At 70.8% G+C, this 22,183-nt stretch carries 15 protein-coding genes; 1 reads left to right on the top strand and 14 read right to left on the bottom strand.

Annotation, left to right across the window (positions count from 1 at the left end; genetic code table 11):
* Window positions 1-12: 12 nt before the first annotated feature.
* The 6 genes from ACFE65_RS05230 to ACFE65_RS05205 form a co-directional block, all read right to left on the bottom strand.
* Window positions 13-1,200, bottom strand: a complete 1,188-nt coding sequence (locus ACFE65_RS05230) for an RsmB/NOP family class I SAM-dependent RNA methyltransferase (protein WP_375381286.1) — start codon at window positions 1,198-1,200, stop codon at window positions 13-15.
* A gap of 102 nt (window positions 1,201-1,302) precedes the next feature.
* Window positions 1,303-2,760: an IMP dehydrogenase gene (gene guaB / locus ACFE65_RS05225; protein WP_375381285.1), complete on the bottom strand. Its 1,458-nt coding sequence runs from the start codon at window positions 2,758-2,760 to the stop codon at window positions 1,303-1,305.
* Between the two features lie 182 nt (window positions 2,761-2,942).
* Window positions 2,943-5,708 (bottom strand): preprotein translocase subunit SecA, encoded by a 2,766-nt coding sequence (gene secA, locus ACFE65_RS05220; protein ID WP_375381284.1) that lies wholly within the window; start codon window positions 5,706-5,708, stop codon window positions 2,943-2,945.
* A 93-nt stretch (window positions 5,709-5,801) separates the two neighbouring features.
* Window positions 5,802-6,065, bottom strand: a complete 264-nt coding sequence (locus tag ACFE65_RS05215) for a hypothetical protein (protein ID WP_375381283.1) — start codon at window positions 6,063-6,065, stop codon at window positions 5,802-5,804.
* 71 nt (window positions 6,066-6,136) lie between these two features.
* Complete coding sequence (locus tag ACFE65_RS05210; protein ID WP_375381282.1) at window positions 6,137-6,943, bottom strand: energy transducer TonB; 807 nt, start codon at window positions 6,941-6,943, stop codon at window positions 6,137-6,139.
* 43 nt (window positions 6,944-6,986) lie between these two features.
* Window positions 6,987-7,613 carry an energy transducer TonB gene (locus ACFE65_RS05205; protein WP_375381281.1) on the bottom strand — a complete coding sequence of 209 codons (627 nt, stop codon included), beginning with the start codon at window positions 7,611-7,613 and terminating at the stop codon, window positions 6,987-6,989.
* Between the two features lie 242 nt (window positions 7,614-7,855).
* On the opposite strand from ACFE65_RS05205, the gene argJ reads away from it, so the two are divergent.
* Window positions 7,856-9,076: a bifunctional glutamate N-acetyltransferase/amino-acid acetyltransferase ArgJ gene (gene argJ / locus ACFE65_RS05200; RefSeq protein ID WP_375381280.1), complete on the top strand. Its 1,221-nt coding sequence runs from the start codon at window positions 7,856-7,858 to the stop codon at window positions 9,074-9,076.
* A 49-nt stretch (window positions 9,077-9,125) separates the two neighbouring features.
* On the opposite strand, the gene trxA is transcribed toward argJ, so the two are convergent.
* The 8 genes from trxA to ahcY all read right to left on the bottom strand — a co-directional run bounded on the left by trxA (window position 9,126) and on the right by ahcY (window position 22,137).
* Window positions 9,126-9,449, bottom strand: coding sequence for a thioredoxin TrxA (gene trxA / locus ACFE65_RS05195; RefSeq protein ID WP_375381279.1), 324 nt, complete (start codon window positions 9,447-9,449; stop codon window positions 9,126-9,128).
* Window positions 9,450-9,501: 52 nt separating this feature from the next.
* Window positions 9,502-12,936: a double-strand break repair helicase AddA gene (gene addA, locus ACFE65_RS05190; protein ID WP_375381278.1), complete on the bottom strand. Its 3,435-nt coding sequence runs from the start codon at window positions 12,934-12,936 to the stop codon at window positions 9,502-9,504.
* A gap of 6 nt (window positions 12,937-12,942) precedes the next feature.
* The gene (addB, locus tag ACFE65_RS05185; RefSeq protein WP_375381277.1) at window positions 12,943-15,897 is read right to left on the bottom strand and encodes a double-strand break repair protein AddB; all 2,955 of its coding nucleotides are present in this window, start codon (window positions 15,895-15,897) and stop codon (window positions 12,943-12,945) included.
* A 10-nt stretch (window positions 15,898-15,907) separates the two neighbouring features.
* Window positions 15,908-16,663: a nucleotidyltransferase family protein gene (locus ACFE65_RS05180; protein WP_375381276.1), complete on the bottom strand. Its 756-nt coding sequence runs from the start codon at window positions 16,661-16,663 to the stop codon at window positions 15,908-15,910.
* The gene (locus tag ACFE65_RS05175; protein WP_375381313.1) at window positions 16,660-17,631 is read right to left on the bottom strand and encodes an aminoglycoside phosphotransferase family protein; all 972 of its coding nucleotides are present in this window, start codon (window positions 17,629-17,631) and stop codon (window positions 16,660-16,662) included. The genes ACFE65_RS05180 and ACFE65_RS05175 overlap by 4 nt, the downstream gene beginning before the upstream one ends.
* Complete coding sequence (tsaE, locus tag ACFE65_RS05170; RefSeq protein ID WP_375381275.1) at window positions 17,628-18,071, bottom strand: tRNA (adenosine(37)-N6)-threonylcarbamoyltransferase complex ATPase subunit type 1 TsaE; 444 nt, start codon at window positions 18,069-18,071, stop codon at window positions 17,628-17,630. Before tsaE ends, ACFE65_RS05175 begins: the two co-directional genes overlap by 4 nt.
* A gap of 10 nt (window positions 18,072-18,081) precedes the next feature.
* Complete coding sequence (locus ACFE65_RS05165; protein ID WP_375381274.1) at window positions 18,082-20,448, bottom strand: PAS-domain containing protein; 2,367 nt, start codon at window positions 20,446-20,448, stop codon at window positions 18,082-18,084.
* A gap of 273 nt (window positions 20,449-20,721) precedes the next feature.
* Window positions 20,722-22,137: an adenosylhomocysteinase gene (gene ahcY / locus ACFE65_RS05160; RefSeq protein ID WP_375381312.1), complete on the bottom strand. Its 1,416-nt coding sequence runs from the start codon at window positions 22,135-22,137 to the stop codon at window positions 20,722-20,724.
* Window positions 22,138-22,183 lie beyond the last annotated feature (46 nt).

Here is a 22,183-nt window from a genome sequence, read left to right as displayed (position 1 = left end):
ATGGCGTCGCGGCTAGCATGGCCGCCGCAGCCGTGCGAGGAAAAATCCGTCGGTGCCGTGCTCGGCCGGGATCAGCCGAACACCGGCGCCGCGCGGGGTGCCGACTGGAAGCGGCTCCGGCAGCCAGCCCTCCGCGATCAGCGGCGCGACCTGCTGGGCGCCCTCGTCGTCGAGCACCGAACACACGGCATAGACGAGCGAGCCACCCGGCCGAACCAGCGCGCGCGCGACCCGCAGGACATGCGCCTGGCTCGCCACCAGCCGCGCGAGCCGGTCGGGCGTCAGCCGCCAGCGTGCCTCCGGATTGCGCCGCCACGTGCCGGTGCCCGAGCAGGGCGCATCCACCAGCACCACATCCGCCTGCCCGACCAGATCGGCCAGCGCCTCCAGCTCGCGGCCGGGATCGAGCAGACGGGTAACGATGCCCTCGGCACCCGCCCGCGCCGCGCGAGGCGCGAGGCGCGACAGCCGCGCGCGGTCGATGTCGCAGGCGATCAGCGCGCCCCCGCCTTGCCCCAATCCCCCCATCGCCGCGGCGAGCGCCAGCGTCTTGCCGCCCGCGCCCGCGCACAGGTCCACCACCGTCATCCCCGGCTCCGCTCCAGCGGCGAACGCGATCATCTGGCTGCCCGCGTCCTGCACCTCGACGCCGCCGTCCAGGAACAGCGGGTGACGCTCGATCGCGCTGCCGGTCGGCAGGCGCAGCGCGTCTGGCACGCCCGGCACCGGCTCCGCATCCGGCAGCGCTGCTCGCGCCTCCGCGACGGTGACCCGGAGCGTGTTGACGCGCAGGTCGAGCGGCGCGCGTGCCACCAGCGCAGGCCAGCCGGCGCGGGGCACCTGCGACCGGTCGAGCACCGCTTCCAGCCACGCCGGAGCGATGCCGGCTGGTGCGCACGGCTCGTCAGCGGTGATTGGCGCCGGGCCGTGCGGCGATCCGTCGAACTCGGCGGCCACCGTCGCATCCTCGTCGGCGAGGCCCAGCATCGCCGCCCGCCCGCTTGCCGGCACCTCGCCCGCGCGGCGGACCGCGGCGTAGACGAGCGCGCGCACCGCCCGCCGGTCCTTCGACCCGGCATAGCGCCGCGTAGCGAAGTATCGCGCGACCAATGTGTCCGCCGCCGCGCCGCCGGTGCGGGCGGCGGCAATGATGTCGTCGAGCAGCTCGATCGCCGCCTGGATGCGCGCGCCGGGGGTCACGCCTGCCAAACCCCGTCATGCCAGCGAAGGCTGGCATCTCTCCGTGACCAAGCCCTTATCACGACAAGACCCCAGCGTTCGCTGGGGTGACGACCAAAACCATCACCGCGTCGGATAGTTCGGTGCCTCGCGGGTGATCGTCACGTCGTGGACGTGGCTCTCCTGCAACCCCGCGCCCGTGATCTGCACGAAGCGCGCGCGCCGTTGCAGCTCCGGGATCGTCGCCGAGCCGGTATAGCCCATCGCCGCGCGGATGCCGCCGACGAGCTGGTGAATCACGTCGCGCGCCGGGCCCTTGAACGCCACCTGCCCCTCGATCCCCTCGGGAACCAGCTTCATCTGGTCCTTGATGTCACCCTGGAAATACCGATCCGCCGACCCGCGGCCCATCGCGCCGACCGATCCCATGCCGCGGTACGATTTGTACGCGCGGCCCTGGTACAGGAACGTCTCGCCCGGAGCCTCGGCGGTACCCGCCAGCAGGCTGCCGACCATGCAGGTCGACGCGCCAGCCGCGAGCGCCTTGGCGAGGTCGCCCGACGTGCGCAAACCGCCGTCGGCGATCACTGGCACGCCCGACTTCGCCGCCTCCTCGGCCGCGTCTATTACCGCCGTCAACTGCGGCACGCCCACGCCCGCGACCACCCGGGTGGTGCAGATCGAGCCGGGGCCGATGCCGACCTTGATCCCGTCGGCGCCCGCGCCGACCAGCGCGCGCGCCGCCTCCGCGGTCGCGACGTTGCCGGCGATCACCTGCGCCGCGTTGGACAGCCGCTTCACGCGTTCGACCGCGCGCGCCACGTCGCGGTTGTGACCGTGCGCGGTGTCGATCACGATCAGGTCGCAGCCGGCGTCGATCAGCGCCTCCGTCCGCGCGAAGCCCTTGTCGCCGACGGTGGTCGCAGCTGCGACGCGCAGGCTGCCGGCCGCGTCCTTGGTCGCGTCGGGGTAGGTCACCGCCTTCTCGATGTCCTTGACCGTCACGAGCCCGATGCAGCGATAATCGTCGTCCACCACCAGCAGCTTCTCGATCCGCCGCCCGTGGAGCAGCCGCCGCGCCTCCTCCTGACCGACGCCCGCGCTGACCGTCACCAGATTGTCGCGCGTCATCAGCTCGGCGACCGGCTGACGCGGGTTCTCGGCGAAGCGCACGTCGCGGTTGGTCAGGATGCCGACCAGCCGCTTGTTCGCCTCCACCACCGGGATGCCGCTGATCCTGTGCCGTGCCATCAGCGCGCGCGCGTCGGCCAGCGTCTCGCCCGGCGTGATGGTGATCGGGTTGACGACCATCCCGCTCTCGAACCGCTTCACCTGACGCACCGCCTCGCACTGCTCGGCGACGTCGAGGTTGCGGTGGAGCACGCCGATGCCGCCCAGCTGCGCCATCGCGATCGCCATGTCGGCTTCGGTAACCGTGTCCATCGCCGCGGATAGGATCGGGATGGTCAGCGCGATCTCGCGCGTCACGAACGTCCGCGTGTCGGCGCCGCTCGGCAGCACGTCCGACTCGCCGGGCACGAGGAGCACGTCGTCGAACGTCAGGCCGAGGCGGATGTCCATGGGGTGCCAGATCTCGCGAGGGGGGTGGATGAGTGGCGGCCCATGTAACCAGCGGGTGGGGACGGCGCTAGCCCACTCCCTCCGTCACCCCGGACTTGATCCGGGGCCCCGCTTCTTTCCTACTTGCGTGCCAGAGAACAAGCGGGGTCCCGGCTCAAGGCCGGGATGACGGACGAGTGAGCCTACCCCACCGCCCCATGGCAATGCTTGTACTTCCGCCCCGATCCGCACGGGCACGGTGCGTTGCGGTTGACACGGCCTTCCCAGGCGGCGGGGTCTTCACCCAATTCCTCGGGTGTCGGCTGCACCATCTGCATCGGCGCGATCTGCGTCGAGACTAGGCCGAGGGAGCCGCCGCCCGACCCCCAGGCCGAGCCCGCGTCCACATCCCGCGAATCGTCCTCGCCAGTGAACGGATCGAAGTGGGTGGTGATGAAATCGGGAAGCTCGGGAAGCGTCGGGGCGGCTTCGAATTGAAATTGCGCGTGCGCGATAGTCCGCGTCACGTCCTCCCTGATCACCGACAGCATCCGCTCGAACAGCGCGAACGCCTCCTGCTTGTATTCGTTGATCGGCGTCTTCTGCGCATAGGCGCGCAGGTGGACGACCTGGCGGAGCGCGTCGAGCGTCGACAGATGCTCCTTCCAATGATGGTCGAGGTTCTGGAGCAGGATAGACTTCTCCACCTGCGTCCAGGTCGCCTCGTCGAAGCCCGCCGCCTTGGCCGCGATCATCGCGTCCGCCGCGTCGCGCACGCGCGTCTCGACGGTCTCGGCGTCGATCGCCTCCTCCTTCAGCCAGTCGTCCACCGGCGGCTCCAGGTTCAGGAGCTCGGCGAGCCCCTTCTTCATCCCCTCCACGTCCCACTGCTCGGGGTAGCTGTTGGGCGGGCAGGCCGCGCCGACGATCCCGTTCACCGTCTCCACGCGCATGTCGCCCACCACGTCGTCGACCGCGTCCGCATCCATGATGTCGGCGCGCTGCTCATAGATCACCTTGCGCTGGTCGTTCATCACGTCGTCGTATTCGACGACCTGCTTGCGGATGTCGTAGTTGCGCGCCTCCACCTTCTTCTGCGCGGTCTCGATCGCCTTCGTCATCCAGCGCGACGGCGGCAGCGCCTCGCCGTCCTCGATCGAAGAGCGCATCATCTTGGAAAACATCGTGTCCGGCCCGAAGATGCGCAGCAGGTCGTCGTCGAGGCACAGGTAGAAGCGACTGAGCCCCGGATCCCCCTGGCGCCCCGAACGACCACGCAACTGGTTGTCGATCCGCCGGCTCTCGTGGCGTTCGGTTGCCAGCACGAACAGGCCGCCCGCGGCGAGCACCCGCTCCTTCTCCGCCGCGATCTCGGCGCGGATACGCGCGAGCCCCGCCTCGCGCTCCGGGCCTTCCGGCACGCCGGCCAGATCGTCCTCGGCGCGGAACTCGAGGTTGCCGCCCAACTGGATGTCGGTACCGCGTCCGGCCATGTTGGTCGCGATCGTCACCGCGCCGGCACGCCCCGCCTGCGCGACGATATGCGCCTCGCGCTCGTGGAAGCGCGCGTTGAGGACGGAGTGGACGACGCCCTCCTGCGTCAAGAACTCGCTCAGCAGCTCCGACTTCTCGATCGATACCGTGCCGACCAGCACCGGCTGGCCACGCTTGGCATGTTCGCGGATCGTCCGCGCGATGCCGCGGAACTTGTCCTCGATCGTCTTGTAGAACGTGTCCTCCTCGTCGACGCGCAGCACGGCCACGTTGGTCGGGATCGTCACCACGTTCATCTTGTAGATGTCGTAGAACTCGGCCGCTTCCGTCGCCGCCGTGCCCGTCATGCCCGCGAGCTTGGGATACATGCGGAAATAGTTCTGGAAGGTGATCGACGCCATCGTCTGATTCTCGGGCTCGATCCGCACGCCCTCCTTGGCCTCCACCGCCTGGTGCAGCCCGTCCGACCAGCGGCGCCCGTCCATCATCCGGCCGGTGAATTCGTCGATGATGATGACCTTGTCGTCTTTCACCAGATAATCGACGTCGCGCTTGAACATCATGTTCGCGCGCAGCGCCTGGTTCAGGTGGTGGACGATCTGCGTGTTCTCGAAATCATACAGGTTCGCGCCTTCCAGCAGCCCCGCGCCCTCCAGGATGCGCTCCGCCCGCTCGGTGCCGTCCTCGGTCAGGATAATCGTCTTCTGCTTCTCGTCCAGCTCGTAATCGTCGGGCACGAGCTGCTTCACGACCGCGTCGACCGCCAGATACTGTTCGGACTTGTCGTCGGTCGGGCCAGAGATGATGAGCGGCGTGCGCGCCTCGTCGATCAGCACCGAATCGACCTCGTCGATCAGCGCCATCGCGAACGGCCGCTGCACCATCGACGCGCGGTCGTACTTCATGTTGTCGCGCAGGTAATCGAAGCCGAACTCGTTGTTAGTGCCATAGGTGATGTCGGAGTGGTACGCCTCGCGCCGCTGCTCGTCGGTCAGGTTGGGGATGATGACGCCGACGGTCAGCCCCAGGAACTTGTAAACCTGCCCCATCCATTCCGCATCGCGCGCGGCGAGATAGTCGTTGACGGTGATGACGTGGATGCCCTTGCCCGGCAGCGCGTTGAGATAGGTGCCGAGCGTCGCGACGAGCGTCTTGCCCTCGCCCGTCCGCATCTCCGCGATTTCGCCGCGGTGGAGGACGATGCCGCCGATCATCTGCACGTCGAAATGCCGCATGCCGAGCACCCGCCGCGCCGCCTCGCGCACCGTCGCGAATGCCTCCGGCAGCAGGTAGTCGAGCGCCTCGCCGCCCGCCAGCCGCTCGCGGAACCGCTCCGTCTGGCGGGCGAGCTCGGCGTCGTCGAGGCCCTGGAGCATGGGCTCGAACCCGGCGATCTTCGCGATGATCGGGTTGAGCGACTTGACGTATCGGTCGTTGGACGAACCGAAGAGCGACTTGGCGAGGGCGCCGAGCATGGGCGTGTTCCTGAGATAGCGAGGGAGTGCCGACGCGCGGTGGCGCCGGTCGAAAGGGTCAGGCGGAACGCAGGGCCGTGGCCGGCCCGCCGACTATTCCCGCCGACGCTCCGCGAACAGGCGGCGGGCGAGCACGGCCGACACCAGCGTCGGCGTCGCGGGCAGCGCGGCAGGCGAGGCGCCGGTCGGCGACGGCTGCGCGAACGGCAACGGCACGCGGCGGATCAACCCGCTCCCGGCAGTCTGGGACAGAGCGCCGGCTGCGCTCGCGGCTACCGGGAACTGCGCCTGCGCACGCGTGCCACCCAGCCCCGACAAGGCGGACAGCAACGCGGACAGGAGCAATAGGAGGCGCACCCACGTTATCTAGTAGATGCAAGGCCCGACGTCCAACGAAGTCGGGCCAACTGCCTCGCGCCGATACGACGCTAAGGTTTGACGCCCCACGTCAGCACCACCGTCTCGTCGTACGGCTTGCCTGTCGCGACATCGGTCAGATGGCATGATGGTCCTGCGCCAACCCACGCCTGGCCACCATGCTCTTCCTGGCAACTGCTCACCACGCCGTTGGCCAAAACGTGCGACCGGATCGTGCTCACATGGACGACATTAAAACCTTGGAAAGGATCGTGCGGCGCGTCGGGAACGCCAGCGTACCCGAACCATGTTTCGAACCGCACGGTATGGGCGTTGAGCGACTCGGCACCCGGCAGAGCTTGCACGGGTTGACCGGCGAGGACGCTGCACTCAGCCGAGTTGGCCAGCATGCGCTGACCTAATGTTTCCTGACAGCTCCGCAACGTTCCATCATCATTGTACGAGGTCTCGATCACTCGTGAATGCGACTCCAGCATAGATGGAGCCTCCCAACGAACCGCCAGCGCTAACTTCGCGGAGACCGCCCGCCCCTTCGCGTCGCGTGCCGGGCGATACGGTATTGTCTTCGCCAAACGACAGGTCGCGGTGTCGAGGATGACCGATCCACTGGAGCCCAATATGACGCAGTCCGAAACCCGGCCGGTGCGATCAACCAGCAGTTGCGTGACGACCCGCCCCTCCTCGTGCGCACGCCTCGCTTCCGGCGGGTAATTGTCAGGCCCAAAAACGCGTCCCGGCTCGCCAAGTGGTGGTGTCACCGGCCCGTCGCGGACGACCGTCGTCTCCGGGAGCCGATCAGCTTCCACCATGCCCGACAGCGCGTACAGGACAGCGGAAAGAGTCAGCAGTAGGCGCACGGCTGACGAGGTAGACGATCCGGGCGCGGGCGTCATGCGGGAATCACCAACCCAGCCACGCGAACAGCAGCGCCAGCAGGACTGCCGGCGCCACGATCCTGCCGACCCGGCCCGCGCGACTGTCCAACCAACGTGGCCACCGCCGCCGGACGGCAAGACGATCGCCGTCGGGCCAACCCGCCAGCCGATCGCCCCGGCCGACTAGCCTCCGTCGTACCCGGGTGCTCAAAAACGCGACCAGCGCCATGATCCCGCCGATCAGATGATGCGCGGCCATCACCCGTTCGAACCAGCCACGATCGTGCGACGGCCGATCGTCCGATCGCGACCTTGCCGGCGTGTCGTCGTCGCGCGGCAGCACCCAGCGGACAGGCAGGGTATAGCTACTGGTTATCGCTGCTCCATCCGCGCCGCGCGCCGGCGCGAAATGACCTGCTCGCAACGACACCGCGCAGGTCGCGGCATCCAGATCGGCATCACCGCTCGAGGTCAGGATCGTGCAGCCGGTCACGCGCCCGTCGGTGCCGATCGCGAGCCGGGCGACGGTGCGGCCCTGCGCCGACCGTCGTATCGCGGCGGCGGGATAGCTGTCGGCGTCGAACCATGCACCGGGATCGCCCCGCACCGGCCGGGCGATCGACAAGGGAGCGGGCGGCAACAGGTGCGGCACGACCTCCTCTTACGCCAGATCGTCCCCGGGGCAATCAGGCGGATCGTCCGACGCCCGGTCACGCACTCCGCGCTGTCCTACAGCGCCCATTCCATGTCAAAGCGACGCGGCTACCGTCACGCTCGCCTCTCTCGTGCCTCCAGGGCAGCCATCCTGCCTTCCTCCCGGGCATGCATGCGCCAAAACACGTTTTTGGTGTTACCTACTGTTACCTACTTTCCCCCCGGCTCGGATTTGCACCCATGACAACCTCCCCCCTCGCCCAGCCATTCCCCGACCTACCGCCGGTCGCCGGCGTCTCGCTCCAGGTCGCACGGGCGCGGTACAAGGCTTGGGATCGGTGCGACCTGACGCTCGCCACCTTCCCCGCCGGCACGAGCGTCGCGGGTGTGCTGACCAACAGCCGCTGTCCCTCGCCCGAGGTGGAATGGTGCCGCCGCGCGCTGGTGCTCGGCCACGCGCGCGCGCTGGTGGTGAACGCGGGCAACTCCAACGCCTTCACCGGCGGGCGGGGACGCGAGGCGGTCGAGGCGATCGCCGCCGCGGTCGCGCGCCACGCGGGCTGCGCGCCCTCGGACGTGTTCGTCGCCTCCACCGGCGTGATCGGCGTGCCCCTGCCGGTCGATAAGGCGGAAGCGGGGCTCGCCGCCGCGTTCGTCGCGCCCGCCACCACATGGCTCGATGCCACTACGTCGATCGGCACCACGGACACCTTCCCCAAGGCGGCGAGCACCACCGCGATCGTCGACGGGCGGGAGGTGACGCTGGTCGGTATCATCAAGGGATCGGGGATGATCGCGCCCGACATGGCGACGATGCTGGGCTTCGTGTTCACCGACGCTGCGGCCGAGCCCGCCTTCCTCCAGCGCGCGCTGGCCGACGCGAACGCGCGCAGCTTCTCATGCATCACCGTCGACGGCGACACATCGACCAGCGACACCGTGCTCGCCTTCGCGACCGGTGCGGCGGGCAACGCGGCATTGGTGGATGACGAGAGCGCGGGCGCCGACGCCTTCCGCGCGGCGCTCGCCGACCTGTGCCTGCGCCTCGCCAAGCTGGTGGTGCGCGACGGCGAGGGCGCGACCAAGTTCATCGAGGTTGCGGTGACGGGGGCGACAAGCGACCGCAGCGCGCACCGCATCGCGATGAGCATCGCCAACTCGCCGCTTGTGAAGACCGCGGTAGCGGGGGAGGACGCCAACTGGGGCCGCGTCGTCATGGCGGTCGGCAAGGCGGGCGAATCGGCCGAGCGCGACCTGCTGACGATCCGCTTCGGCAACACGCTCGTCGCGCGCGAGGGGCAGGTGGTTGCGGGGTATGACGAGGCGCCGGTGGCGGCGCACCTGAAGGGTCAGGAGGTTGAGATCGGCGTCGACCTCGGGCTAGGCGACGGCCGAGCGACCGTCTGGACCTGCGACCTGACGCACGGCTACATCACCATCAACGCGCATTACCGGAGCTGAACGGCGCTCCGGTCGCGTTGGCCCCGGTAGCGACCCGGGGCCATGGGCATCAAGCCAGTTCGCCCTGCAACCAGCCCTTGATCTGGCCCTTGGGAGAGGCGCCGACCTTGGTTGCGGCGGGGGCGCCGGCCTTGAACAGGATCATCGTCGGGATGCCGCGCACGCCATAGCGGCCGGGTGCGTCGGGGTTCTCGTCGATGTTGATCTTGGCGATCGTCACCTGCTCGCCCAGTTCCTCGGACAGCTCCTCCAGGCTCGGCCCGATCATCTTGCAGGGGCCGCACCACTCGGCCCAGAAATCGACCAGCACCGGCTTGTCGGCGCTGATGACGTCGGCGTGGAAGCTGTCGTCGGTGATCTTCTTGGTGGCCATCTGGGGCTGCTCCTTGGTGCTGGATCAAAGGTAGGGCGTTGCGTTCCCGCGCTCAACCGCCCGCGGCCAAGCTTTGCTCCGTCGTCGGCAATCCCGGCTTGTGCGCGGCGAGCATTTCGGGCGGCAGCTCGATCAGCACCGGCCCCGCGGTATAGAGCAGCGCCGCCTCCACCGGCCGGCCCGGGAAGATCACCCCCAGCGCCGCCGCATAGGCCGCGAGTTGTCGCAGATGATAAGGCGGCACCTCGTCCAGTCCGGTGGGCGCGCGGCGGCCGGTCTTGAAGTCGACCACGCGGATCCGCTCGTCGGTCACGAGCAGCCGATCGACGGTGCCCGACACCACGACCCCGTCCGCGACGACCGCCGCGATCGGCGCCTCGCCCAGCGAACCCGCACCGAACAACGCCGCGAAGCGGGGATCGTCGATGATAGCCAGCACGTCGTTCGCAATCGCCGCCCGCTCCGCCGGATCGGCGATGCCCTGCCCGGCCAGCCACCGGTCGGCGGCGTCCGCACGCCGTGGACCAGGCACGTCGGGCAGTCGCTCGAACAAGCCATGCAACAGCCGCCCGCGCTCGGCGGCACTGCGCATCGCCGGGCCGGGCGGCGGATCGGTCACTTCGTCCACCCCCAGCGACGAGGGGGCAAGCGGGCGCGGCGGCCGCGCCTCCTGTGGCGCCGGGCGGCCCGCCCAGGTCGGCAGTGGCGCGGGGTCGGCGCGCTCGGCTCGCGTCTTCGCCGTGGCGCGCACCGGCGGCTGCGGATCGGTTCCGACGAACAGGCGCTCGGCGGGCTCGCCGCCGACGCCAAGCGTGTCCATCGCCCGCGCCGCGGTGGCGTACCAGCTTTGCGCAGGCGGGATGCCCTTGGCGCGTGAACCCAGCGAGCCGGCGATCACCAGCCGCTCCTCCGCCCGCGTCGCCGCGACATAGAAAAGCCGCCAATGCTCCTCCAGCTCGCGCCGGTCCGCTTCCGTCACCACGTCATCGAGCGGGCCGCCCCGCTCTCCGGCACGCGGGCGGATCACAGGCACTGGTAACGCGCCGTCTTCCGGCGTCCAGCGCAGCGTCGAGCGCGGGCTGAGCGTCGGATCGACGCAGGCATCGGCCAGGATCACCAGCGGCGCCTGCAACCCCTTGGCGCCATGCGCGGTCATCACCCGGACAGCGTCGAGCGGCGCCGACGGATCGCGCACCACCTCCACCTCGCCGCGATCGAACCAGTCGAGGAAGCGTTGCAGCGACGGCGCCGTCTTGGTCTCGAAATCGAGCGCGGCGGCGAGCAGTTCGTCGATCGGGTCCCGCGCCTCGCGCCCCAGCCGTCGTAGCAGCGATCGGCGACCGCCGAGCGGACCCGACAGCAGCTCCTCCAGGAACTGGTACGGCGTCATTAGGTCGACCCGCGCCAGCATCGCCGACAGCGGCGCCAGCCTCTCGGGCGGTTGCGTCGTGCGCAGATGCAGCCACAGGCTGCCCCGCTCGCGCGGCGCGGCCACCATCAGATCGTCCTGGCTCCAGCCGATCAGCGGCGAGACGAGCAGGCAGGCGAGCGACAGGTCGTCCTCCGGCTGGAGCGCGAACCGCACCGCGGCGAGCAGGTCCTGCACCGCGAGCGGACCGTTGAGCCGCAGCCGATCGACGCCCGCGACCGGCACGCCCTCGGCATGGAGCCGCGCGACGAGCAGCGACGCAAGCTCGCCCCGGCGCTTGACGAGGATCATGACGTCCTCGGGCCGGAGCGCGCGGCCGCGGCTGCCGAGGATTAGACCCTCATCAAGCCAGCCGCGCACCCGGCGCGCGATGCGCTTCGCCAGCTCGCGAATGGCGTCGTCGACCCAGCTCTCCTCGTCGTCGGGGTCGCCGCCGAGGATCACCGGCGGCCACAGCTCGACCGCGCCGGGACCGGGCACCTCGCTCGCATGACGCTCGGCCGGCGCGGCGTCCCCCATGCCGGGCGCCGCGATCTGGTCGACCGCGACGTCCACGAACTCGAGGATCGGCCGGGTGGACCGGAACGATTGCATCAGCGACAATCGCGTCCACTCGGGGCCCGCGTCGGCCGGATCGTCGGGCGCCGCCGTCGCGAGCTTCTCGAAATGCTTCTCCGCGGCGGCGAAGAACAGCGGGTCGGTACCCTGGAATCCGAAGATCGCCTGCTTGTAGTCGCCGACCGTGAACAAGGTGCGGGTACGGCTGGCCCGCGCGCCCTCGCCGGCGAAGAACTCGCCCGCCAGCGCGCCGACGATCTGCCACTGGCGCACATTGGTGTCCTGCGCCTCGTCGATCAGGATGTGATCGGTCGAGAGGTCGAGCTTGTAGCGCACCCAGTCGCCCATGCCCGGCTCGCCGAGCAGGCGCACGGTCGCCGAGATGAGGTCGTCGAAATCGACCGCGCCCGTCCGCCGCTTCGCCCGCGAGTAGGCATCGGCATAGTCGCGACCCACCGTCAGCGCGTCGGCGAGCAGGTCGGCATAGGCCGCGCGCACCCGCAGCGACAGCAGCTCGGCGCAGCGGCCGTGCAGCCGGGTGGCGAGGTCCGCATAGCGCGGATCCGTGGGCGCCTGTCCCTTGGCGAACGAGCGGGGATCGCCATCCGACTTGGCCCACACCTGATGCAGCGCCTCCAGCCCCGCGCTGCGCGCCTCCGCCGCGCCGGCGAGCCAGAGCCCGATCGCCTCCGCGCGACCGACGCCGCCCTTCGTGCCCCACTGCCGGTTCATCGCCGCCACCGCCTCCAGCGCCTCGCGATCGAACGCGTCGTCACCGCAGGCACCGGTCAGGTGATCCTCGATCGGGCCGTCGGGCAGCCCCAGCTGTCCGCGCAGCCACGGCGCGATCGGCGACGCGAGCGCGTTCAACGCCTCGCCGGCATGGGTGCAGGCGCGCAAGAACTCCTCGGCCCCGCCCTCCCCCAGCCGGATGCTGAGCGCGCCGAGCGTCGCGACCGGCGCGGGCCTGCCCTCGCGCTCCGCATCGACCAGCAGGGTGGCCAGCGTGTCGCGCGCGAGGATCGCCTCCTCGCGCGCCTCCAGCGGCCGGAAGCCGGGCACGAGCCCCGCCTCGAGCGGAAAGGCGGCGAGCAGCGACTGGCAGAAGCCGTGGATCGTCTGGATGCGAAGGCCACCACCAGGTGCGTCGAGCACCTTGGCGAACAGCGTGCGGGCCCGCGCCACCAGCGCGTCGTCATACGCTTCCTCGCCCAGCGCGAGCAGGTCCTTGCGCAGGTCCGCCTTGGGCATCCGCACCCAGGCCGCGAGCCGGCCGTTGATGCGCCCCGCCATCTCCGCCGCGCCCGCCTTGGTGAAGGTCAGGCACAGGATGGCGGACGGATCGACGCCGCGCAGCAGCAGGCGATAGACTCGCGCCGCCAGCACCTGCGTCTTGCCCGTGCCGGCGGAGGCGGCGAGCCAGACATGCCGATCGGGCGCACTCGCCTGCGCCTGCGCGGCCTTCAGGATCGGCAGCGTGCCGGAGGCGGCCCTACTCACAGGCCCCTACTCACGACCGTACCATTCGTCCTGGCGCATCAGTTGGTCGTAGTCGGCATAGGGCACATATTCGGGGTGCAGCTTGGCGACGAACGCTTCCTCGCCGGTCAGCCACCGCCGCGCGGTCTCGGCGAAGCTGGCCTGCGCGAGTGTGACGAACTCCGACGTCACCACCTTGTCCCGCTTGCCGTCGGGGTCGCACGGGCTTTCCCGATAGCCGAACCCACCCTGACGGTTGCGCGCCAGCGACCAATATTCGAACGCGCCCGGCTCGCCATCGACATGTCCGAAACCGCCCGCCGCCGCGATATGGCCCAGGAGCCCCAACTGTAGGCTGAACCCCTCCGCCACCGCGCGCGCCGACGGCGGCTTGCCAGTCTTGTAATCAACGATGCCGAGCCCGCCGCCTGGCAAACGGTCGATCCGGTCGAACCGGCCGGTGAGCGTCACACCGGCAAGCTCGGCCTCGCCGCTCCCCTCCACCGCCAGCACGTCACGCCCTTCCGCCTGCAACCGCGCCATCTCGGCCGCGGTCCAGTCGATCGCTTCGGCGAGGCGCGGCCACCACAAGGCACGGAGCAGCGGGTGGGTGCGCTCATCCGCGATCATCGCCGCGGCGCGCGGGCGCAGCTTCTCGAGCGCGCAATCGTCCTCCTGCGCCCAGCGCTGGAGCACGTCGTGCACGGCGGTGCCGCGCCACGCGGCGCTCGGGTCGGCATCCACCGCGTCGAGCGGCGACAGGCGCAGGATGCGGCGCGCGTAGAAGGCGTAGGGATCGGCCTTCAACCGATCGACCTCGGTGACGGCGATCGCCTTGGGCCGAAGCGAGGCATGCGGCATCGGCGCCGGGCGGGCGGCAGGCTGCGGCTCGCCCGCATCGTCCAGCGCATGGACCCAGCCGACGAGATCGTCGGCGCGATCGAACCGGTCGCCCGCCAGCGCCTCCAGCCGCAGCCAGAACCGCGACGCGAGCGCGGGCGAGCGCGCATCGCGGCGCGAGCGGGTCAGCAGCACCGCCGGCGCGCCGAGCCCTTGCGCCAGATCGTGCGCGGCGACACCGACGCGGGCGTCGAGCCCGGCGAGGCCGAGATCGGCACGCAGGCGCGGCGCGAGCCACGGGTCCGGCGCGCCGCCACCGGGCCAGACACCCTCGTTGAGGCCGGCCAGGATCATCAGGTCCGCCGACTGCAGCCGCGCCTCGATCAGGCCGTAGATCGCAAGGCGCGGATGGCCGCCCTGTGGCGGCCGGATCGCCACCTCATCCATCAGCGTGACCAGCAACTGGGCGAGGTTGGCGGGATCGACCTCGGCCGGCCCGTCCGGCTGCGCCTCCAGGTCGGCGAGCAGCTCGGCGGCGGCCCGGCCGGCGGGTCCCGTCCATGCCTCGTCCCCCGCCAACTCCTGCGCCGCCTCGCGGAGGCAGGCGGCGAGCGCGGCGAGCGGCCGGGGACGATCGTCGAAATGTTCGGCCACCGGCTCCAGCAGGATGCGTGCCTCGGGCCACCATGCCGCGGCCGCCGCGCGCACCTGCTTGTCGCGACCGGACCGGTCGGCGAGGTGCGCGTCGATCCCGCCCAGCCCGGCCGCCGGCCGCGGCCCCCGCAGCGCCCGATCCAGCGCCCGTGCCCCGTCAAGCCAGCGCAGCCGCCGGTCGCCCGCCCGCACCAGCGGGTGTTTGACGAGCGCCAGCAGCGCGAGCGGCGCGAACCGCTGCGCCGCAGCTTCGGCGATCGCGGTCAGCAGTGTGCCCGGCGGCAGGATCGACAGCGGCCTCCCGGCGGTGTCGTCGATGTCGATCCCCCACCGTCGACAATGCGCCGCGACGCGCCGGGCGAGCGCGCGATCGGGCGTCACCAGCGCAGCCGTCCGCTCGAGCGTCTCCAGCGTTTCGCGCAGCGCGAGCGCGATACCCTGTGCCTCGTCGGCGGCCGTCGCGAACTCGGCCAGCGCGACGCCGCTCAACCGGCGCTGTTCGGCCGGCAGATCGGTCCAGCGGCCGGTCAGCTCGGCAGGGGCGAAGGCGCTGGCGATCGCCTTGGCCCGCGCCGGCGTCGACCGTGGCCCGGTCCGGTCGCGCCACACCGCGAACTCGCCGCGCGCGACGCCCATCCGGTCGAGCAGTCGCTTCAAATGGTATTGCGGGTGCGTCTCGGACGGGCGGCGCGCGCGGCCGGTCACCGAGTCGGGAACGAACGGCCCGATCGCGTCCCATTCCTCCTGATCAAGGTCGATGCCGAGGCCGGCGAGCACCACCGACCCGCGGGTCAGGCCCGCGACGCAGCGCAGCAGCCGCGCCACGGCGGGTGCCGCGTCCGTGATGCCGGCAGCGCAGACGAACCCCGGCGGCGGCTCACCGCGCCACCGCGTGGCGACGCGATCGAGCAATATGGCGCGCCGGGTCGCGAGATCGACGCAGCCGATCCGCGCCAGCTCGTCGGGCCAGCGATCGAGCAACAGCTCGAACAACGCGAGATTGCGCTGCCAATGCGCGGATAACTCGGGGGCCAGTTCCAGATCGCGCAGCCGATGCGGCGCGATCTCCTCGACGAGCAACTGGTCGAGCGTCCGCGCAAGGTCACCCGCCAGGCGTACGGCTTCGGCCGCGTCCACCGGCGCGCCGGCACGCCGACGTTCCTCGCCCACCAGGCGGGCCAGCACCATGCGCCGATGGAGCGGTGCCACCGCGGGCGGTACGGCTTCGGCACCGGCCGGTTCGAGGAGCGCACCGACGCCCTCCGCCGCCTCCACGTCGCCGATCGCGACCAGCCGCGGCAGCAGCAGCCCGCCACCGCTGGCGCGCACGAACGCGTCGGTCACCGCCCGGCGCGCGCGGTTGTTGGGCAGCAGCACCAGGCCCCGGGCGAGGCCTAGCGGATCGCCGCCGTAGCGGTCGATCAGGCCGCCGGCGAGCGCGTCGGCGAACGAGCGGACCGCGGGTATGGTGTAGAGGTGAAGCGCCATGGCGTGTCGCTCAACCCTCGGCCAGCCGCGCCTCGGTGCGCGCGATCGCGCCCGGCGTCCCGACGTCGAACCATAGCCCCTGATGCACCGCCCCGAACGCGCGCCCTGCGGCGATGGCGCGCTCCCAGAAGAACATCGTCGAGAACGGCCCCGCCGGCCAGTCGGCGATGAGGCGCGGCGATAGGATCTGCACGCCGGTGTAGACGAACGGCGCGACGCGGCCGGGTTGACGACGCCGGACGATCCGGCCGCGCCCATCGAGGTGGAAGTCGCCCTGCCCCTGGTGATTGGCGGCGCGCGCATAGGGCACCATCAGCAGCAGCGCGTCCATCGCCTCATCGTCCCACTGCGCCGCCAGCAGCCGGATCGCGTCGGCCGGTCCGTCGACCCACAGATTGTCGCTGTTGACGCACAGGAAAGGCGCGTCTCCCAGCAGCGGCAGCGCGCGCGCCAGGCCGCCGCCGGTTTCCATCAACCGGTCGCGCTCGTCGGAGATCACGACATCTAGGTCGCTAGCCCGCGCCGCCAGATGCGCCTCGATCGCATCCGCCAGGTAATGGACGTTGACCACCACGCGCCGCACGTCCGCGGCGCGCAGCCGGTCGAGCACGTGATCGATCAGCGGCTTGCCCGCCACCTCGACCAGCGGCTTGGGTCGGGTGGCGGTGAGCGGTCGCATCCGCTTGCCCAGCCCTGCGGCCAGCACCATCGCGGTTTGCGGCACGGCGCCGCCCGGATCGGGGCGCAGCATGACCGGCAGCGTCATTGGGCCGCCAGCAGCAGCGGATCGCCGCGCCTGTCACGCGGCACGTTCCCGTCAAACCAGCGCGCCACCGGCTCGAGCGCCGGATGGCTCAAGTCCCGCTCCAGATAGGTCCACACCCGCGGGCACAGCGCGGCGTAACGGGACTTGCCGTCGCGTCGCCACAGCCGCGTGAAGATGCCGAGGATCTTCGCGTTCCGCTGCGCGCCCAGCACATGGTAGGCGTCCATGAACCGCTCCCCTTCGCCGGTCGCTGCGACATAGCGGGCCAGCATCGACCGCTCCAGCTCGGGATCGACGTCGCGCCGCGCGTCCTGCAGCAGCGAGACGAGGTCATAGGCAGGGTGACCGGCGAGCGCATCCTGGAAGTCGAGCAAGCCGAGCGCGGGCGGGCTACCCGTCAACATCAGGTTCTCGGCGTGGTAATCCCGTAGCACCGTCACCGGCTCGTCGGCGATCGCCGGATCAAGCACCGCGTCCCACGCCCGCCGATACCCGGTCGCATCCAGCGTCAGCCCGACGGCGGGGCAATACCAGTCGACGAACAGCGCGGCCTCGCGATGGAGCACCGCCTTGTCATAGGGCGGGAAGGGGCCGGCGGGATGCGCCCGCAAGCCGACCAGGACCTCGATCGCCTGCTCGTACAGACCGACCGCCGCGTCGGGATCGGCGTCGATCGCCTCCCGCATTCGGTCGTCGCCCAGGTCCTCCAGCAGCACGAACCCCGCCGACGGGTCCGCGGCGTGGACGATCGGCGCGCGGAAGCCGTGTTCCGTAAGCCAGGCGGCGACGGCGAGGAACGGACGCGGGTCCTCCCGCGGCGGCGGCGCGTCCATCAGGACGGCGCAGCGGGAGCCGTCCGTCACGCGGAAATAGCGCCGAAACGACGCGTCCCCCGCCAGCGGCGCGATGGCGGCCCCATCCCAGCCGTGCGCCGCGAGGAACGCCGGCGCGCCCGCAGGCGGTGTCATGTCGGTGGCCATCGGTCCTTCCATGCCGCGGGCACCCGGGCTGTCAAGGCGCGCCCCTCGTCCGGCCGGATCGCGAGCGACAGCCTCAGCGCGTCGGGCCAATGCCCGTCACCGGCCCGCTCCGGCCACTCGACCAGTAGAACCGACTCGGCGAGCGCTTCGTCCAGGCCCAGCTCGTCCAGCTCGTCCGCCCGTTCGATCCGGTAGAGGTCGACATGGAGCACCGGTAGCCGCGTCTCGGGCGGCGCATAGGGCTGGACGATCGCGAAGCTCGGGCTCGGCGCCTCGCCCGCGAGCCCCAGGGCCGCGAGCAGGCCGCGCGCAAGGCTCGTCTTGCCGGCGCCGAGCGGACCTTCGAGCGCGATCACGTCGCCGGGCCGCACGAGCGCGCCGAGCCGCCGACCTAGCCTGTCGGTCTCGGCCGCATCGGCCAGGATCATCGCGCGGCTCTCACCGACGAGGAAGCTCGACCGTCACCAGTGTGCCCTGGCCGGGCTCGCTGACCAGCTCGACGGTGCCGCCATGCGCCTCGACGAACTGGCGGGCGAGCGGCAAGCCCAGTCCGAGCGCCCGCTCGCCGCTGGTCGTCACGCCGGACCCGGCGAACCGATCGAAGGCGTGCGCGACGGCATCCGCGTCCATCCCGGCGCCGTCGTCCGAGACCACGATCCGCGCCCGCGTCGCATTGCCGTCGGCGTGGAGCAGGATGCGGCCACCCTCGGCGCTGGCGGTGACGGCGTGGCGCAGCAGGTGCTCGATCACCTCCTTCAACCGTCGCCGATCGCCAGTCACGCGCCCGGTCGACCGCGCGATCTCGACGGCGAAGTCGATGCGGTGCCGCTTGGCCGACGGCATCACCGTCTCCGCCGCCGCCCGCGCGACACTCCCGAGATCGACGTCCTCGCGCTCCATCGGCGCGCCGCCGTCCTTGCCGCCCGTCAGGTCGAGCACGTCGTCGACCAGCACGCCCAGCCGCTCCACGGAGTCGAGGATCGCCTCGACATAGCCGTCGGCCTGCGGCGTCAGCTTGCCGGCATAGCCGCCGTGCAGCATCTCCGCGAAGCCGCTGATCGAGGTGAGCGGCGTCCGCAGCTCGTAGCTCATGTTGGCGACGAAGCTGGTCTTGACGCGATCCGCATCTTCCAACGCCTCGTTCCGGTCGCGCAGCGCCTGCTCGATCCGGCGGCTGTCCGAGATGTCGAGCATGGTGAAGAGCGCGTTGCCGTCGGGCAGCGGCACGGCGGCGAACTCGAAATGCCGGCCGTCGGCGAACGCCACCTGCCCGCCGCGCTGCTGGCGCTCGACGGTGGCCGACCGGACCAGCTCGGCGATCAGCGCGGCGCGGGCGGGCGTCGCGAGCCTGTTCGCGACCGCTTCCGCGATCGCGTCGACCCGCGGGTGCGCGTTCAGGAACTCTTCCTCGACGCCCCACAGCGAGCGGAAGCGGTTGTTCCACAACTGCAACCGGCCGTCGGCGGCGAACACGCCCAGCGCCTCGAACAGGTTGTCGAACGTCGCCGTCCGCACGCGCAGCAACGTGTCGCGCGCGCCGGCGAGTTGCACCTGCTCGGTGCGATCCTCGAACACCAGCAGCAGGCCGCCGTCGGGCAGCGGCTGGCCCACCAGGTGCAGGTGGACGCCGCCCGGCAGATGCCAGTTCTCCTCGTGGCCGGCACCGGTGGTCGAGAACCACTCGCTCCGCTCCGCGCGCCAGGCGGGGAAGTCGCGGACTTCGGGCAGGCGATTGGCCTCGCGCATCCGTTCGAGCACGCGGTCGAACTCGGGCCGGTCGGACAGCCACTCGGCGCGCATCGCGAACAGCCGGCGGAACGGTTGGTTGCAGAACACCAGGCTGCGGTCGGCACCGAACTGCGCGACCGCGGACGACAGGCGGTCGAGCATCGCGCGCTGGGCATCGGCGAAGCGCTTGACCCCGGCACGCGCCTGTTCGAGCTCCTCGACGTCGATCGCATAGCCGGCGACACCGCCGGTCGCGAGCGGCACGTCGACGACCTTGAGCATCCGGCGGGCACCGTCGATCGTCGCGGGCACAACCTGCTCGTGCGGGCGCCCGGCGTCGCGCGCCGCGGCGGCGCCCGCAAGCGGCCCGCCGGCGCCCGTCGCCTCCACTAGTTCCAGCCCGCGCGAGACGACGTCGTCCGCATCCACGCCCTCGACGGCCGCGACATAGGCGGTGTTGGCGAGCATCAGCGACAGGTCCGCGCCGCGGTACCACATCGGCAGCGGCGCCGCCTCGATCAGCCCGGCCAGTGCCTCGAACGCTGCGTGCAGCCGCTCCGCCTCGCCGGCGACGCGCGCCAGTTCCTCCTCGCGTTCGGTCGCATCGAAGATCCAGACGACGACGGCGCCGTGCGGCGCGGCGCCGGCCGCCGCCCGGGCGCCGCGGGCGACCAGCACCCGGTTCGATCCTTGCGGTCGCAGGCTGCGCGAGAACGGGCGGGCCGCCTTTGCGGCGGCGGCGACATCGGCGGCGAGCGCGGCCGCATCCGCCTGCGTCAACCCGCCACCGCCGTCAGGATCACGCCTCTGCAGATCGGCCAGATAGCGCGGCGACGACGTCAGCCCCAGCCAGCCGACGAGCCGGTCCGACAGCTCCACTTGGCCGTCCACACGTACGACCATCGCCTGCAGCGGCGCGGAGGCGACCATCGCCTGCAGCCGGCGGGCGGTGTGCGCCTCGCCCGAGGCCGCCTTGCGCGCCCGTACGCCGACGAACAGCATCGCCGCGCCGCCCACGACGAGCGCGGCGACGATGGCGCCGGCCAGGAGGAGCGCGGTCGTCCCAATCACGCCCATCGCCCCGTAGCGTCGCTGGCCTGCCCCGTCATCCGTCGCTCTTAGGCCATCCCGCCGGGGGGCGGCAATCGGCGGCGCGCCATGCGGCAAAAGTCCCTAAAGTCGCACCCTCCTCGCGTACGCGCGGAGGGTGTGGGCGCGCCATGTGCCGGACGGCAAACTTACCCGACGAAGCAAAGAGCGGCTCCTTGCTTGCCATTTCGGTCCAACAAAGCAAGGCCGCGCCCGTCGGATGACGGACGCGGCCTCGCTGCCCGGCGATCCGCGAGCGGATCAGTAGCGGTAGTGGTCGGGCTTGAACGGGCCCTCGACGGGCACGCCGATATAGCCGGCCTGCTTGGGCGTCAGTTGCGACAGGTGCACGCCCAGCTTCTCGAGGTGCAGCACCGCGACCTTCTCGTCGAGGTGCTTGGGCAGGACATAGACCTGGTTCTTGTAGTTCTCGCCCTTGGTGAACAGCTCGATCTGCGCCAGCGTCTGGTTGGTGAACGACGCGCTCATCACGAACGACGGGTGCCCCGTCGCGCAGCCCAGGTTTACCAGGCGGCCCTTGGCGAGGATGATGATCTGCTTGCCGTCGGGGAACTTCACCAGGTCGGTGCCCGGCTTCACCTCGTCCCAGGCGTAGTTGGACAGGGCGGCGATCTGGATCTCGCTGTCGAAATGGCCGATGTTGCACACGATGCTCATCGGCTTCATCGCCGCCATATGCTCGGCGGTGATGACGTCGGCGTTGCCGGTCGCGGTGCAGAAGATGTCGGCGCGCTTCACCGCCTCGTCCATCGTCACGACCTCGAAGCCCTCCATCGCCGCCTGCAGCGCGCAGATCGGGTCGACTTCCGTCACCATCACGCGCGCGCCGCCGTTGCGCAGCGACTGGGCCGAGCCCTTGCCGACGTCGCCGAAGCCCGCGACGCAGGCGACCTTGCCGGCGAGCATCACGTCGGTCGCACGGCGGATCGCGTCGACCAGCGACTCCTTGCAGCCGTACAGATTGTCGAACTTCGACTTGGTCACCGAATCGTTGACGTTGATTGCGGGGAACGGAAGCTCGCCCTTCTTGGCGATCTCGTACAGGCGATGGACGCCGGTGGTGGTCTCTTCCGACACGCCCTTCAGGTTCTTGACGGTACGAGTCAGATAGCCCGGATATTTGGCGAGATACGCCTTCAGCGCGCGCTGGAACTCGACCTCCTCGTCGTTCTCCGGCTCGCCCAGCGTCGCGCCGGCCTCGATCTTCGCGCCCCACAGCGCGAACATCGTGGCATCGCCGCCGTCGTCGAGGATGATGTTGGCGGTGTCGCCATCCGCGTCCGCGCCCCAGTTGAAGATGTCGCCGACATAGTCCCAATACTCGGCCAGGCTCTCGCCCTTGACCGCGAACACCGGCACGCCGGTCGCGGCGATCGCGGCGGCGGCATGGTCCTGCGTCGAGAAGATGTTGCACGTCGCCCAGCGGACCTCAGCGCCCAGCGCGGTCAGCGTCTCGATGAGCACCGCCGTCTGGATCGTCATGTGCAGCGACCCGGTGATCCGCGCGCCCTTCAGCGGCTGAGACGCGCCGAACTCGGTGCGCAGCGCCATCAGGCCGGGCATCTCCGTCTCGGCGATGTCGATCTCCTTGCGACCGAACGCGGCAAGGCTGATGTCGCGGACGACATAGTCCTGCGTCCTGGCGCCTGTCTGGATGGGGGGGGTGTCGAGGACGGTGGCCACGGTCGTATCTCCGGCAGGT

The organism is uncultured Sphingomonas sp. (genome assembly GCF_964237335.1).
GTDB lineage: Bacteria > Pseudomonadota > Alphaproteobacteria > Sphingomonadales > Sphingomonadaceae > Sphingomonas.
This window is presented reverse-complemented; position numbering and strand designations above follow the sequence as displayed.

Excerpts from the sequence above, each read along its gene's own strand:
- guaB (WP_375381285.1), bottom strand. The coding sequence starts at position 2,760 with ATGGACATCCGCCTCGGCCTGACGTTCGACGACGTGCTCCTCGTGCCC.
- secA (WP_375381284.1), bottom strand. The coding sequence starts at position 5,708 with ATGCTCGGCGCCCTCGCCAAGTCGCTCTTCGGTTCGTCCAACGACCGA.
- argJ (WP_375381280.1), top strand. The coding sequence starts at position 7,856 with ATGACAACCTCCCCCCTCGCCCAGCCATTCCCCGACCTACCGCCGGTC.
- trxA (WP_375381279.1), bottom strand. The coding sequence starts at position 9,449 with ATGGCCACCAAGAAGATCACCGACGACAGCTTCCACGCCGACGTCATC.
- addB (WP_375381277.1), bottom strand. The coding sequence starts at position 15,897 with ATGGCGCTTCACCTCTACACCATACCCGCGGTCCGCTCGTTCGCCGAC.
- ACFE65_RS05180 (WP_375381276.1), bottom strand. The coding sequence starts at position 16,663 with ATGACGCTGCCGGTCATGCTGCGCCCCGATCCGGGCGGCGCCGTGCCG.
- ACFE65_RS05175 (WP_375381313.1), bottom strand. The coding sequence starts at position 17,631 with ATGACACCGCCTGCGGGCGCGCCGGCGTTCCTCGCGGCGCACGGCTGG.
- tsaE (WP_375381275.1), bottom strand. The coding sequence starts at position 18,071 with ATGATCCTGGCCGATGCGGCCGAGACCGACAGGCTAGGTCGGCGGCTC.
- ACFE65_RS05165 (WP_375381274.1), bottom strand. The coding sequence starts at position 20,448 with ATGGGCGTGATTGGGACGACCGCGCTCCTCCTGGCCGGCGCCATCGTC.